General features: G+C 65.2%; 12 protein-coding genes and 2 riboswitches. Of the genes, 8 read left to right on the top strand and 4 right to left on the bottom strand.

Features of this window, described 5'->3' with window-relative positions:
- Nucleotides 1-104: 104 nt before the first annotated feature.
- From IEX25_RS14620 to cobO, 3 genes are all read right to left on the bottom strand, one after another.
- Nucleotides 105-782, bottom strand: coding sequence for an energy-coupling factor ABC transporter permease (locus tag IEX25_RS14620; protein ID WP_103174298.1), 678 nt, complete (start codon nucleotides 780-782; stop codon nucleotides 105-107).
- 30 nt (nucleotides 783-812) lie between these two features.
- A riboswitch (cobalamin riboswitch) is annotated at nucleotides 813-1,030 on the bottom strand.
- Nucleotides 1,031-1,135: 105 nt separating this feature from the next.
- Nucleotides 1,136-2,569, bottom strand: coding sequence for a cobyric acid synthase (locus IEX25_RS14615; protein ID WP_188715859.1), 1,434 nt, complete (start codon nucleotides 2,567-2,569; stop codon nucleotides 1,136-1,138).
- A gap of 11 nt (nucleotides 2,570-2,580) precedes the next feature.
- On the bottom strand, nucleotides 2,581-3,204 hold the full coding sequence (cobO, locus tag IEX25_RS14610) for a cob(I)yrinic acid a,c-diamide adenosyltransferase (protein WP_188715856.1): 624 nt from the start codon (nucleotides 3,202-3,204) through the stop codon (nucleotides 2,581-2,583).
- A 37-nt stretch (nucleotides 3,205-3,241) separates the two neighbouring features.
- Nucleotides 3,242-3,451, top strand: a riboswitch (cobalamin riboswitch).
- Between the two features lie 125 nt (nucleotides 3,452-3,576).
- Here cobO and IEX25_RS14605 point away from each other — a divergent pair.
- From IEX25_RS14605 to cobJ, 7 genes are read left to right on the top strand one after another with little or no spacing between them, the layout of a single operon-like run.
- Nucleotides 3,577-3,927, top strand: coding sequence for a DUF1636 domain-containing protein (locus tag IEX25_RS14605; protein WP_103174296.1), 351 nt, complete (start codon nucleotides 3,577-3,579; stop codon nucleotides 3,925-3,927).
- Nucleotide 3,928: 1 nt separating this feature from the next.
- Nucleotides 3,929-4,945, top strand: coding sequence for a cobalamin biosynthesis protein CobW (gene cobW / locus IEX25_RS14600; RefSeq protein ID WP_188715854.1), 1,017 nt, complete (start codon nucleotides 3,929-3,931; stop codon nucleotides 4,943-4,945).
- On the top strand, nucleotides 4,945-8,154 hold the full coding sequence (gene cobN / locus IEX25_RS14595; RefSeq protein WP_188715852.1) for a cobaltochelatase subunit CobN: 3,210 nt from the start codon (nucleotides 4,945-4,947) through the stop codon (nucleotides 8,152-8,154). The genes cobW and cobN overlap by 1 nt, the downstream gene beginning before the upstream one ends.
- The gene (locus IEX25_RS14590; protein ID WP_188715850.1) at nucleotides 8,151-9,254 is read left to right on the top strand and encodes a ferredoxin-like domain-containing protein; all 1,104 of its coding nucleotides are present in this window, start codon (nucleotides 8,151-8,153) and stop codon (nucleotides 9,252-9,254) included. Before cobN ends, IEX25_RS14590 begins: the two co-directional genes overlap by 4 nt.
- Entirely contained in the window at nucleotides 9,244-9,873 is a 630-nt protein-coding gene (locus IEX25_RS14585) for a precorrin-8X methylmutase (protein ID WP_103174292.1), read from the top strand. Before IEX25_RS14590 ends, IEX25_RS14585 begins: the two co-directional genes overlap by 11 nt.
- 2 nt (nucleotides 9,874-9,875) lie before the next feature.
- A complete protein-coding gene (gene cobI / locus IEX25_RS14580) occupies nucleotides 9,876-10,592 on the top strand; it encodes a precorrin-2 C(20)-methyltransferase (protein ID WP_103174291.1) in 717 nt (238 codons plus the stop codon).
- Nucleotides 10,589-11,323, top strand: coding sequence for a precorrin-3B C(17)-methyltransferase (cobJ, locus tag IEX25_RS14575; protein WP_103174290.1), 735 nt, complete (start codon nucleotides 10,589-10,591; stop codon nucleotides 11,321-11,323). Before cobI ends, cobJ begins: the two co-directional genes overlap by 4 nt.
- Here the strand turns inward: cobJ and IEX25_RS14570 are convergent.
- On the bottom strand, nucleotides 11,302-12,066 hold the full coding sequence (locus tag IEX25_RS14570; RefSeq protein ID WP_103174289.1) for a cobalt-precorrin-6A reductase: 765 nt from the start codon (nucleotides 12,064-12,066) through the stop codon (nucleotides 11,302-11,304). The two genes, cobJ and IEX25_RS14570, sit on opposite strands and share 22 nt — an antisense overlap.
- On the opposite strand from IEX25_RS14570, the gene cbiE reads away from it, so the two are divergent.
- The gene (cbiE, locus tag IEX25_RS14565; protein ID WP_103174312.1) at nucleotides 12,044-13,219 is read left to right on the top strand and encodes a precorrin-6y C5,15-methyltransferase (decarboxylating) subunit CbiE; all 1,176 of its coding nucleotides are present in this window, start codon (nucleotides 12,044-12,046) and stop codon (nucleotides 13,217-13,219) included. The two genes, IEX25_RS14570 and cbiE, sit on opposite strands and share 23 nt — an antisense overlap.
- The last annotated feature ends 2 nt before the right edge of the window (nucleotides 13,220-13,221 follow it).

The raw sequence follows: 13,221 nt of genomic DNA, 5'->3' as shown, positions 1-13,221 counted from the left end.
CAGAGGTTTCAGCAAAAAGCCCTGCCGTACGGCAGGGCTTAGGAACGAGGTCTTGCCTGAGGGGCTGTGTTTCTGGATAGGAAAAACCCTAACCTGGACAGAGATCAGGCAGCCGAGTGCAGGCGTGGGGTGACCCATTTCGACCCCTTGAGACCCCGGATTGCCTTGGCGCTGCCGAGGACCAGAAGATCAACCAACGGCTCGATCAGGACCACAAGAAGGTAGGCGCCACCAAATGTGCTGATGGCTGCCAGGTTGGCTGAAGTCAGGCCTTGACCGTAAAGGGCCCAGAATGCCACCCAGGCCACGATGCCGCCCTGATAGGCCAGAGACAGCGACAGCACCTGGCCATAGCTCAGATCCACATAGGCCATGCCGGATGGAATGATGCGGCGGGCGAGAGCCTCAAGTGCAAAAAGCGGCACCAGCAGGGTGGTCAAGTTCATGCCGTATTGGGGCAGGTCGAAGGGTGCGAACAGCAGCCCCTGCAAGAGCAGCCCCAAAGCGAGGCCGAACGCAGCAGGCGCCACACCGAAGATCAGGAACAGTGTCGACCCGAGAATGAGATGGACCTCCGACACGCCGACCGGAAAGTGTGGCAGTATCTCGAAGAAGGAAAATACCAAGGCCGTGCTCGCAATAGCACGCCCGGCGAAGGAAGCCACACCCTGCTCGCGCAACGTGATCCAGCCACGCTGGAGCGCATAGGCGCCAGCGCCCGCCGCAGTGACATAGCTCAGAAAAATCTTGGCCCCATCAACGAGGCCTGGTTCGATATGCATCCGTCTCTCCTTGCCGTCCCACCGACAGCGTTTGACATTTCCTGCATGGCCGGTCTCCTGACTTGCGGGTCACAGCAGCCTTCCCCCTTCCCAGTCCATCGGACCAGTGGCTTCTTGGAAGGCCGCTCTCCGCACACAGTCGCGGGGGCGGTTGAGGCTTGGAGCATCCTTGCGGAATGCCCGTTCCCCATTCCCGATTAAGTCCAGTCGGGTTGTGCCGACCGAACGCCATGGCCCCTTGTGGGCGCCTTGGTTGTCATGCGTCAAGCAGGATCTGCGCCTCGTGACCGACGCTGCACACCTCTTTCGGATACAGGTTCGTTGAGGGAGCAAGCGAAGGCCAGTTCCAAGCCTTACACCTGCGCCAGCCTCAACAACTCCTCCACTTCAAGATGGGCCTCGATATGGAGGGCAAGCTCGTCAAGCACCGTGTCGATTTCTGCGGCATAGGAAAAGGGGCTTGTTCTTGCGCCCAGGCCTTGAAGCCAGGCATTGCGGAACGGGTCCGATGTGAACAGCCCGTGCAAATAGGTTCCCTCTACCCGTCCATCCCGCGAACGCGCACCGTCCGGGCAATCGTGGATATGGGCAAAGGGGCGCAGGCAACCGATCCCTTCGGTTCTGCCCAGGTGGATCTCGTAACCCGCGACCTGCAGGCCGGAAAGAGCATGGACGGCGGTTACGCGGGTCAGGCGCTTGTCGGCTGCCAGCACCGTCTGGACATCCAGGTAGCCAAGACCCTCGGTTTCACCGGCCTCTCCTTCGATGCCATGTGGATCCACAATGCTGTTGCCCAACATCTGGAACCCGCCACATATCCCCAGTATGCGACCGCCGCGGCGGTGATGGGCCTTGAGGTCGATGTCCCACCCCTGTGCGCGCAGGAAGGCAAGGTCGGCCCGGGTAGACTTCGTGCCCGGAATAATAACCGCCGCAGCATCGCCTGGAATGGCTTGTCCCGGCCGAACCATTTCGAGCCTGACGCCGGGATGCGTTTTCAAGGGATCGAGATCGTCGAAATTCGCAATGCGGGACAGGGCGAGCCAGGCAATCTTGATCGCACCTTCCCCAAAAGGCTGCAGGTCGAGCGCGTCCTCGGCAGGAAGCAGCGTGGCCCTGGCGAACCATGGAAGCACACCGAAACCCGGCCAGCCGGTCTGCTCGGCGATCATCCGATAGCCGTCGTCAAAGAGCGAGGGGTCGCCGCGAAATCGATTGACGATGAAACCCTTGATGCGTGCGGCATCCTCGGGGTCGAGGACGATCCTGGATCCGACCAGTTGCGCAATGACACCCCCGCGATCGATGTCGCCGATGAGCACCACGGGAATATTTGCGGCCGCGGCAAACCCCATGTTGGCGATGTCTCCCTGGCGCAGGTTGATCTCGGCCGGGCTGCCCGCGCCTTCGACGATAACCAGATCAGCCTCGGCCTTCAGCCGCTCGAAGCTTTCCAGAACCGGCGTCATCAGCTTCGGCTTCAGTCGCGCGTAGTCGCGGGCCTTCAGGGTGGCGCGCCGCTTTCCCTGCACGATGACCTGCGCGCCGATGTCCGTCTCGGGTTTCAGCAGGACCGGGTTCATGTCGGTGTGGGACTCGACACCGCAGGCAAGCGCCTGAAGAGCTTGCGCGCGGCCAATCTCGCCGCCATCCACTGTCACGGCAGCGTTGTTCGACATGTTCTGCGGCTTGAAGGGGCGCACGGACAGACCGCGCCGCACGGCCGCCCGGCAGAGGCCGGCAACAAGCAGGGATTTTCCGACGTTCGATCCGGTTCCCTGGAGCATCAGCGCATGTGTCAAAACTCGATCCCCGCCTGAGCCTTGATTCCCTGTCGGAAGGGATGCTTCACAACTGTCATTTCCGTCACCAGATCGGCGATCTCGATCAGGTCAGGCTTGGCATTGCGGCCCGTGAGCAGAACATGGGTCATCTCGGGCTTCTCGGACCGGAGGAAGTCCACGACCTCGGCGATGTCGAGATAGTCATAGCGCAAGGCGATGTTGATCTCGTCCAGAAGAACCATCCGGTTGCGTTCGTCCCGGATCAGGTCTTTCGCCTTGGCCCAGGCACGGGCGGCGGCGGCACGATCACGCTCCAGGTCCTGGGTTTCCCAGGTAAAGCCTTCACCCATGGTATGGAACTCGCAAAGGATGGGGAAATGGGTCAGCAGGAAATCCCGCTCACCCGTCGCCATCGCGCCCTTGATGAACTGAACGACCGCCACCGGCATCCCATGCGAGATCGCCCGCATCACCATGCCGAAGGCCGAGGACGATTTGCCTTTTCCCGGGCCTGTCAGCACCAGGATCAGGCCCTTCTCGCCGGTCTTCTCTGCCATCATCCGGTCGCGGGCCGCCTTGATCCGGGCCTTCTTCTCGGCATGGCGCGCGGCCTCATTGGGGACTGTTCCTGTCGGCATGGCTCCCTTTCTCTTGACAAGCGAGGCGGTCTCGTGGCTTCCCTCGTGCATCGTTGGTTCTCGCACAGCGCGAGCTAAGAGGGAATGCGATAGCTGGTTTCCAGCAAAGCGCAGCCGCCCCCGCGACCGTGACCGGAGAGGTCACCCGGATGCCACTGGGCCGAACAGCCTGGGAAGGTCGGGTGACCGTCGGGGAAAATCCCCGTCATCCGCAAGCCGGGAGACCTGCCAGCGTGCGGTGCGAGATTTCGCATTCGCATTGTGTTGCGGTCGGGGTGAACCGTGTGCAAGCCATGACGGCGGCCATCAGGCTTTCGCATGTCCTGCGCGCAAATCCTTGCTCCCGCGTCCATTGGCTTGCCGGGAGGGCAGATGGCCAAGATGAATGCGCTGACGGTCTGCATCACCTGCAGGCGCGACGGCACCGATCCGCAGGGCCCGCGTGACGGGGCGCGGCTGTCCGATGCGCTTTCCGCGCGCGGCGTGCCTCATGACCGACAGGAATGTTTTTCGGCCTGCGAGCGCTCCTGCGTTGTCGTGTTCCGTGGACCTGGCCGCTGGACCTATGTGCAGGGGGGACTGGATCCTGACCTGCATCCGGACGACGTGGCCGAGATGGCCCGCGCCTATGCCGCGACGCCAGATGGCATCGTGCCCTGGCGCTCCCGTCCCGAAGTGATCCGCAAGAACACCATTGCCCGCATTCCCCCGATCGAGGTCTGAAATGTCACTTGAAAAAACCCCCGTCACCATCGTCACCGGATTTCTGGGGGCTGGCAAGACGACGCTGATCCGCCATCTGCTGCAGAACCCCGAGGGGCGCCGGTTGGCGGTGCTGGTCAACGAGTTCGGAGATGTCGGTGTGGATGGCGACCTGATCCGCGCCTGCGCCGATGCCAACTGCCCCGAGGCGAACATCGTCGAGCTGACCAACGGCTGCATCTGCTGCACCGTCGCCGATGAGTTCATCCCGTCCATCGAGCGGCTTCTGGCGCTCGACCCCAAACCCGACCATATCGTGATCGAGACTTCGGGGCTGGCCCTGCCCAAGCCTCTGCTCAAGGCCTTCGACTGGCCGGACCTGCGCTCGCGCATCACCATCGACGGCGTGGTTGCCGTGGCCGATGCCGAGGCCGTAGCGGCAGGCCGCTTTGCCCCCGATCCGGCGCATCCCGGCGACGCAAGCGAGCTTGATCACGAGACACCGTTGTCCGAGGTGTTCGAAGACCAGATCGCCTGTGCGGATATCGTGCTGCTTTCCAAGGCTGACCTGGCTGGCGAGGCGGGTCTTGCTGCTGCCCGCGAGATCATCACGGCCGAGGCACCGCGTCCGCTGCCCATGGTGGCCCTGACGGAGGGCGTGATTGATCCCCGAGTGGTTCTGGGGATCAACGCGGCGGCCGAGAACGATCTGGCCGCACGTCCTTCGCACCACGAGGGCGAGGAGGAGCATGACCATGACGACTTTGACACGGTGGTGATCGACCTGCCCGAACAGACGGATCCCAAGGCATTGGCCAGCAAGATCGCGACACTGGCCGAAGTGCAGAAGGTCCTTCGGGTCAAGGGCCATGTCGCAGTCGAGGGTAAGCCGCTGCGGCTTCTGGTTCAGGCCGTAGGTGCGCGTGTGCGCCACCAGTTCGACCGTCCGTGGGGGGATCAGCCCCGACACGGACGCCTTGTCGTGATTGCGCAAAAAGGAGACGTCGACCCCGTTGCCATCCGGTCTGCGCTAGCCTGATGCACGTCCTCTTCCGCGAAAGCCACGGGTTGGATGAGACCGCCCAGCCGGAGGATCTGGGGCAATCGCCTGCGGATCTGGTGGTGCTGTCCTTTTCGGACAGCGACCTCGGAGCTTTCGCGGCAGGCTGGCGGCGTGGCAGGGACCAGCTGCCCACCCTGCGTCTGGCCAATCTCTCGCGCCTCCGCCATCCGCTGTCCGTCGACACCTATGCCGAGCGCACCCTGCCGGCGGCCAAAGGCATTCTGGTGCGCCTGATCGGTGGCAGAAGCTATTGGCCCTACGGCGTGGACGAGCTTTCCCGCATGGCGCGCGAGAAGGGGATCGCGCTGGCCTTCCTGCCGGCAGACGGCCAGCCGGACCCTGTGCTCGACGAGGCTTCGACGCTGCCCGTTTCCACCCTGCGGCACCTGACGAAGCTGTGCGAGGCCGGGGGCGAACTTGCCGCTCATGATGCATTGGCCCTGCTCACCTCGGCCGCGGGGCTGGAGACGGCGCCGCCGCATGGCGCTACGATGCTGCCGAACCATGGCTTCTGGCACCCCGAACCAGGGCCCATCAAAGAGTTTCAACGGGATGATCGCCCTCTGGTCCTCATTCCCTTCTATCGCGCTTGGGCGGCTGCCTCCGACACTGCCTCGATCAACGCACTGATCCGCGCCTTCGAGGCTCGGGATGTGCAGGCCGTGGGACTTTTCCTTCCCAGCCTCAAGGACGCAGCTGCGGCCGATTGGCTGCGGGCCATGCTGCCCCGGCTCGCACCCGCAGCCATCGTCAACGCCACCGCCTTTGCGGGGCGGGCAGGGGATGCGTCGCCCCTCGATGCCCCGGGCGTGCCTGTCTTCCAGGTCATTCACGCGACCTCTGATCGTGCCGCATGGGAGGGGTCGGAACGCGGCCTTTCCGCCGCCGATCTTGCAATGCATGTCGCGCTGCCTGAACTGGACGGACGCATCAATGCGGGCGTCATCTCCTTCAAGGACATGACGGACACCGACCCGGCGCTACAATTCGGGCTTCAGCGTCACAGCCCGGATGCGGAACGGATTGATGCGGTCGTTACCAGGGTGATGAACTGGCGGCGTCTGCAGGAACTGGCATCGTCCGAACGCCGCGTGGCGCTTATCCTGTCTACCTATCCCGGCAAGGAATGGCGGATGGCCCATGCGGTCGGGCTTGACGCCCTGGCGTCGGCGGCGGCCATTGCGCGGCAGCTTGGCCTTGAAATAACGTCCGAAACCATCCTTCGTGACCTGAAGGCCACGCGGCTTCGCTGGTCCTTGACGGCCTATGAAGATGCGCTGTCCTCTCTTTCCGAATGCCTGCGCAGGAACCTTGAAGAAGCGCACGGCAAGATGGCTGCAGAACCGGAGTTCCAAGCCTTTTGGGCCGGCAACCTGCTTCTGGCCTTGCAGCCTGAGCGGGGCAAGGCCGCCACACGAGAGGCCGATTACCACGACCTGTCACATGTGCCAGGTCACGATTACCTGTCCTACTACCTCTGGCTCAAGCATGGTGCCAAAATCGATGCGATCATCCATGTTGGCGCGCATGGCACGCTGGAATGGCTGCCGGGCAAGGCTGCGGCCCTGTCGCGGGACTGCTGGCCCGAGGCGCTGACCAGCGGCGTGCCCGTGCTTTACCCCTTCATCGTCAATGATCCTGGGGAGGCCGCGCAGGCCCGGCGCAGGCTGGGCGCGCTGACGCTGGGCCATCTTCCGCCGCCACTCGTCAGCTCCGGGATGCCCGAAAGGCTGCTGAGGCTGGAAAGCCTGCTGGACGAATATTCAACCGCCGATGGGTTGGACCCGGCCCGCCGTCTGAGGTTGATCACGCTAATCCGGGCCGAGGCGCGCGAGCATGATCTCGAGGCTGAACTTGGGATCAAGACCGGTGCCTCAGCCGCCGAGGCGATCACCGCCATCGACCGCTTCGTTTGCGATCTCAAGGAAAGCCAGTTTGGCGACGGCCTGCATGTCTGGGGGGAAGGCACCCCCGACGAGAAGGGCAGGGCGCAGGGCGATCCGATGTCCCTTGCGTCGGAACGCGCGGCGATCCACGCGGCGCTTGCAGGGCAGCGTATAGCGGCCGGTCCTTCTGGCTCGCCCTATCGGGGACGGCTTGACGTGCTTCCGACGGGGCGCAATCTCTATGGGGTTGATCCGCGTGCGGTGCCCTCGCGCGCGGCATGGCCCCAGGGCGTCCGGCTGGCCGAGGAACTCGTGCGCCGTCATCTGCAGGATCACGGCGACTATCCCCAGGGTCTGGTCGTGAACCTGTGGGGCTCGGCCACGATGCGGACGGCAGGCGAGGATTTCGCCATGGCGCTGCACCTTGCCGGACTCATGCCGATCTGGGATGCGGCCTCCGAGCGCGTCACAGGCTTCGAGGTCACGCCGCTGGCATTGATGGACCGACCGCGGATCGAGGTGACGCTGCGGGTATCGGGCCTTTTCCGCGACACGTTCCCGGACCTCGTCGTGCTGTTCCAGCAAGGCTGCGCGGCACTTGCCGCACGGGACGAGGCCGAGGACATGAACCCCTATGTCGCAGCAGCCCCTGGCTCGCATGTCTTCGCTCCTGCACCGGGCCGCTTCGGCACCGGCATCACCGACGACATGACCGCCGAGGCGGCAGGAAGGGCATGGCTGGAGACTTCAGCCTTTGGTCACGACGGCACGCCCGACCGCGCGGTGCTCGAGGCGCGGCTCAGGGCGGCTGATGGCTTCGTGCTGTCGCAGGACCTCCCCGAGACTGATCTTCTTTTGGCGATGGACTACGCGGCGCATGAAGCCGGGTTCGCCGCAGCCCGCGCTGCCCTGGGACTGGGGCCGACCGCGCTTTACCATCTGGACGCAACGCGCCCCGACACGCCCCGCGCGCGGCTTCTTCCCGAGGAAATCGCCCGCGTTGTCCGGGCCCGTGCCACCAATCCCCGGTGGCTGGCGGGAATGATGCGCCACGGCTTCCGAGGCGCGGCCGAGATCGCGGCCACGCTGGAGCACATGGCGGCCTTTGCCCGGATGGCGCATGCCGTTCCCGAGCATCTTTTCGCACTTTACCATGAAGCAACCCTCGGCTCGGCCGAGGTACGGGATTTCCTCGCGGAGGAAAATCCGGGTGCCCTGGCGGCGATGCAGGCAATCTTTGCCGAGTTCGGGATCGGGCACGACCTGCGCCGCAACTCTGTCGCGAGGCTTCCCACATGACCCGCAAAGGCTGGTGCCCCGGCGCGCTTCGCCCGATGCCGGCAGGCGATGGCCTGCTGCTGCGGGTCCGTCCGCATTGTTCGCGCCTCGATCCGGACCAAGGGACCGGACTGGTCAGGATTTCCGAGTCTTTCGGCAATGGGCAACTTGATCTCGGATCGAGAGCGACGTTGCAGTTGAGAGGCGTCCGCGAAGGCAGCCTGCCCGAGGTGCATCGCCGGCTGCAGGCGCTTGACCTGCTGGATCCCGATCCTCGGGTTGAAGCGAGGCGCAACATCATGACGACGCCTTTCTGGCGTGAGGGAGATGGAACCCTGGAGCTTGTCCGCAGACTTGAGGAGGCGTTGCTGAACGCCCCCGATCTGCCGCCCAAGTTTGGCTTTGCTATCGACACGGGGGAATGCCCGGCACTGCAGGATGCCTCGGCGGATATCCGGATCGAACGCGCCGGGAAAGATCTGCTGCTGCGTGCCGATGGAATGGCCCGGGGCGAACGCGTCGAGCCGCAGGCGGCCATGGCACGCATCCTCGAATTGCTGAACTGGTTTGCCTCCTGCGGGCAGGCCCGGATGGCGAAGGCAGTGGCCGCAGGCATTGTTCCCGCCCTCCACGCGGATGCGGCACCCGACCCGCAGGCACCCCTGGACGAGATCCTGCGTGCTGCTCCGCTTCTGTTCGCGCCCTTCGGGGCAGTGACCTCGCAGATCCTGGCCGAACTCACGGGCAGCGCCCTGCGACTGACGCCTTGGCGGGCGGTTCTGCCCGAAGGTCATGCGCGCAGCGAGCTGTGGCTGACCGATCCCAGCCATCCGCTGCTGCGCGTCAGTGCCTGTATCGGCGCGCCGGGCTGCGCCTCGAGCAGCGTCGAGACCCGCGCCCTGGCGCGAGACCTCGCCGCCATTGTGCCAGAAGGGCGGCATCTGCATGTGTCGGGCTGTGGAAAGGGCTGCGCCCATCCCGCGCCGGCGCATGTCACCCTGACAGGGCGCGAGGGGCGCTTCGACCTGGTCCTCAATGGTCCCGCAGGGGGAAAGCCCGCTCTGTGCGGACTGACCGGAATAGACATTCCAGATATGATGAGAGGCCATCTTGGCTCATAGCTATGAAACTGATGGCGCGGCCATCTACCGCGCATCTTTCGCCACCATCCGCGCCGAGGCGGACCTGGCCCGCTTTTCGCCGGAGGAGGAGGTTGTCGCAGTCCGCATGATCCATGCTGCGGGCATGGTGGAGCTGGCGTCCCTGATCCGCTTTTCCCCCGGTTTCGCCCGGGCGGCGCGTCAGGCGTTGCAGGAGGGCGCGCCCATTCTCTGCGATGTGCGCATGGTGTCAGAAGGGGTGACCCGGGCGCGTCTGCCTGCGGACAATCAGGTCATCTGCACCCTGCAGGATCCGCGCGTGCCTGCCCTTGCGCTTGAGTTGGGCAATACACGCTCGGCGGCGGCCATCGAGCTGTGGCGACCGCATCTGCAGGGCGCGGTCGTGGCCATCGGCAATGCGCCGACTGCCTTGTTCCACCTTCTCAACCGGCTGGCCGAGCCGGACTTTCCCCGTCCGGCCGCCATCATCGGCTGCCCTGTGGGTTTCGTTGGCGCGGCGGAGTCCAAGGCCGCGCTGATCCAGGACAACCCCGTGCCGTGGTGCGTCGTCGAGGGGCGTCCGGGCGGCTCGGCCATGACGGTGGCTGCGGTCAACGCGCTCGCCTCGGCGCGGGAGTAGGCATGACCGGCAAGATCATATGCATCGGCCTCGGTCCCGGCGACCCCGAGCTGATGAGCGTCAAGGCCCATCGCTATCTGACACGTGCGCGGCGCGTGGCATTCTTCCGCAAGGCGGGCGCCATGGGCGTGGCGCGCAGGCTTGTCGAGGGGCTCCTTCCGTCACAGGCGGTCGAGATCGCGATGGAGTATCCCGTAACCACCGAGATCCCCGTTTCGGACCCGCGCTACAACGCCGCGCTTGCAGGTTTTTACGAGCATTGGACGGCTGAGCTTCTGCGACAGTCCGAGGATGAGGACGTGGTCGTGCTGTGCGAGGGAGATCCCTTCTTCTACGGTTCGTTCATGCATCTTTATGCCCGCCTGCCGCGCGAGCGTGTGGAGGTGGTGCCGGGCATTCCCGGCATGGCCGGTTGCTGGACCGCCACGGGCCTTCCGATCACCTGGGGAGATGACATCCTTACGGTTCTGCCCGCGACCTTGCCTGAAGGCGAACTGGCGCGGCGTATCCGCGACACCGATGCCTTGGTTGTCATGAAGATCGGCCGCAACCTGCCACGCCTGCGCGCAGCTCTGCAGGCTGCGGGCAGGGCGGATCAGGCATGGCTGGTCGAGCACGGCACCATGGCCGAGGAGCGGGTTCGCATGTTGTCGGAAGTCGAAGGGCCGGTGCCCTACTTTTCGATCGTGCTGGTTCATGGACAAGGACGCAGGCCGTGACGGGCTCTCTTGTTATCGCCGGTCTTGGTCCCGGCGCCGAGGGGATGGTCACGCCCGAGGTTTTGGAGGCGCTGGATCGGGCAACCGACGTCATCGGCTATATTCCCTATGTGTCCCGCATTTCCCCGCGCGACGGCCTGCGCCTGCATCCTTCCGACAACCGGGTCGAGCTTGACCGCGCCCGGCACGCGCTGGAGCTTGCGGCACAAGGAAACCACGCCGTGATCGTATCATCGGGCGATCCCGGTGTCTTTGCCATGGCCTCGGCGGTCTTCGAGGCCGTCGAGAGCGGCCCCGCCCCTTGGCGGGACCTGGACATCCGCGTCCTGCCAGGCATCACAGCCATGCTGGCTGCCGCTGCCGCAGCCGGCGCGCCCTTGGGTCATGACTTCTGCGCCATCAACCTGTCGGACAACCTAAAGCCCTTTGATCTGGTGCTCAGGCGGGTGCACCTGGCGTTGGAGGCCGACTTCGTGATGGCCTTCTACAATCCGCGTTCGGCCTCGCGCCCGCATCAGTTCGCATCTCTGCTGGATCTGCTGAATGACCAGGTCGAACCTGACCGCCTGATGATCTTCGCCCGTGCGGTCACGACCCCCCAGCAAGAGATTCATGTGGTGCCTCTTCAAGAGGCGCGCCCCGAGATGGCGGACATGCGCACGTTGGTCATCCTCGGCTCGTCAGCCACGCGCCGCATCGGGCGTTTCGTCTATACGCCGAGGCGGGCATGAAGCCAGTCCATGATCTCGGCCACGGTCCGGCGCAGGGGGCGGTCGGGCAGTTCCGGCCGGTCAATCATGATGACCGGGACGGCGAGTGCCCGGGCAGCAAGGATTTTCGCCTCGGCTCCAGCCCCGCCCGCGTTCTTGGCGACCAGCAGTTCGGTGCCATGCGCGCGCATCAGCTCCATGTCGTTCTCAACCCTGAAGGGGCCGCGCGCGACGATCACTTCGGCGTCCGGCAGGGGAAAGTCTGCGGCGGGCGCATCGACCGTCCGGGTCAAGAAACGATGCTGCCCGAGATGGGCAAAGCTGGCGAGATGCTGTCGCCCGATCGCCAGGAACACCCGTTTGGCGGGACCGTCCAACTGGGCCACGGCTCCTTCGATGTCCGGGACACGGGTCCAGTCGTCGCCCGCCTGGGCCATCCAGGGCGCCCGCTCAAGCGCGCAGAGCGGCATCCCGGCGGCGGCACAGGCGAGCGCGGCGTTGCGGCTGATCCGGGCGGCAAAGGGATGGGTCGCATCCACCACCTGACCGATGCCGTTCACCCTCAGGAAGGCGGCAAGCCCGTCGGTCCCGCCGAAGCCGCCGCTGCGGATGGGCACCGGCTGCGAACGGGGGCTTGCCACCCGTCCGGCATAAGACAGAATCGCGGGCAGGCCCGCATCGGCCACGGCCTGCGCAAGGTGGCTCGCCTCGGTGGTGCCGCCCAGGATGAGGGTGGGCGGAATGGCTGAGTGGCTATCGATCATCGGCATTGGGGAAAATGGCCTGAAGGATCTGTCCGAGGCAAGCCGTGATGCGCTGGAACGGGCCGAAGTCGTCTTCGGCAGTCCGCGCCACCTGGCGATGGTGGACCATCCCTCCAAATCCCCTTGGCCCGTCCCGTTTTCGCTGGTGCCCCTGCTGACGTTGCGCGGCAAGCGGGTGGTCGCGCTGGTTTCCGGTGATCCCTTCTGGCACGGCGCGGGCGGCAGCCTTGCGCAGGAACTGCAACCCGGGGAATGGCGCGCCTATCCCGCCCTCTCTGTGCAGTCCCTGGCCGCCGCGAGCCTCGGCTGGCGCCTGGAGGAGGTTCTGTGCCTCGGCCTCCACGCCGCACCGGTCGAGAAGCTGCGCCGACACTTATCCGACGGTGCAAGGCTGATCGTCACCCTGAGGGATGGATCAGCGCCCGCATCCTTGGCGGGTTACCTGACCTCGCTCGGCTTTGGCGCCTCCACGCTGCACGTGCTGGAACATCTGGGTGGCCCCAGAGAGCGTGTCCGCCGATATCTCGCCCAGGAGGCGCTGCCGCAATGCGAGAACCTTGTCGCCTGTGCCGTCGAGGTCCGGGGTGGGAAGGGATTACCGCATTCCTCGGGTCTGGAGGATGATCTTTTCGATCATGATGGCCAGATAACAAAGCGCCCGGTGCGCGCCCTGGCTCTTTCCGCGCTTGCGCCCCATCCCGGCGAACTGCTGTGGGATCTTGGCACAGGCAGCGGCTCGGTGGGGATCGAGTGGCTTCTGTCCCATCCCCGCAACCGCGCCATCGGGGTTGAGCGCGACCCGATCCGCGCGGCAAGGGCGCGTGCCAACGCCCGCTCCCTCGGGGTGCCGCATTTCGAGATACGTGAGGGTCGAGCGCTGGCGCTTCTGCCGAGCCTTCCCGCGCCCGATGCCGTCTTCATCGGCGGCGGTCTGGACGCTCCGCTGCTCGACGCCTTGTGGGCAATCCTTCCCGCCAATACCCGCATCGTCGCCCATGGCGTCACGCTGGAAACCGAAAGCCTGCTTGCCGGTGCGCAAGCGCGGCTGAGGGGCACGCTTCTTCGGATCGAGCTGTCGCAAGCGGCGCCACTGGGCAGCAGGCGCGGTTGGAAGGCCAGCTATCCGGTGGTGCAATGGAGCGTCACACGTTGAGA

This window comes from Paracoccus acridae (genome assembly GCF_014642735.1).
Lineage (GTDB): Bacteria > Pseudomonadota > Alphaproteobacteria > Rhodobacterales > Rhodobacteraceae > Paracoccus > Paracoccus acridae.
This window is presented reverse-complemented; position numbering and strand designations above follow the sequence as displayed.

What these genes read in the sequence shown, in the direction of transcription:
- IEX25_RS14620 (WP_103174298.1), bottom strand. Translation starts at nt 782, where the DNA reads ATGCATATCGAACCAGGCCTCGTTGATGGGGCCAAGATTTTTCTGAGC.
- IEX25_RS14615 (WP_188715859.1), bottom strand. Translation starts at nt 2,569, where the DNA reads ATGCTCCAGGGAACCGGATCGAACGTCGGAAAATCCCTGCTTGTTGCC.
- cobO (WP_188715856.1), bottom strand. Translation starts at nt 3,204, where the DNA reads ATGCCGACAGGAACAGTCCCCAATGAGGCCGCGCGCCATGCCGAGAAG.
- IEX25_RS14605 (WP_103174296.1), top strand. Translation starts at nt 3,577, where the DNA reads ATGGCCAAGATGAATGCGCTGACGGTCTGCATCACCTGCAGGCGCGAC.
- cobW (WP_188715854.1), top strand. Translation starts at nt 3,929, where the DNA reads ATGTCACTTGAAAAAACCCCCGTCACCATCGTCACCGGATTTCTGGGG.
- cobN (WP_188715852.1), top strand. Translation starts at nt 4,945, where the DNA reads ATGCACGTCCTCTTCCGCGAAAGCCACGGGTTGGATGAGACCGCCCAG.
- IEX25_RS14590 (WP_188715850.1), top strand. Translation starts at nt 8,151, where the DNA reads ATGACCCGCAAAGGCTGGTGCCCCGGCGCGCTTCGCCCGATGCCGGCA.
- cobI (WP_103174291.1), top strand. Translation starts at nt 9,876, where the DNA reads ATGACCGGCAAGATCATATGCATCGGCCTCGGTCCCGGCGACCCCGAG.
- cbiE (WP_103174312.1), top strand. Translation starts at nt 12,044, where the DNA reads ATGGCTGAGTGGCTATCGATCATCGGCATTGGGGAAAATGGCCTGAAG.
- IEX25_RS14570 (WP_103174289.1), bottom strand. Translation starts at nt 12,066, where the DNA reads ATGATCGATAGCCACTCAGCCATTCCGCCCACCCTCATCCTGGGCGGC.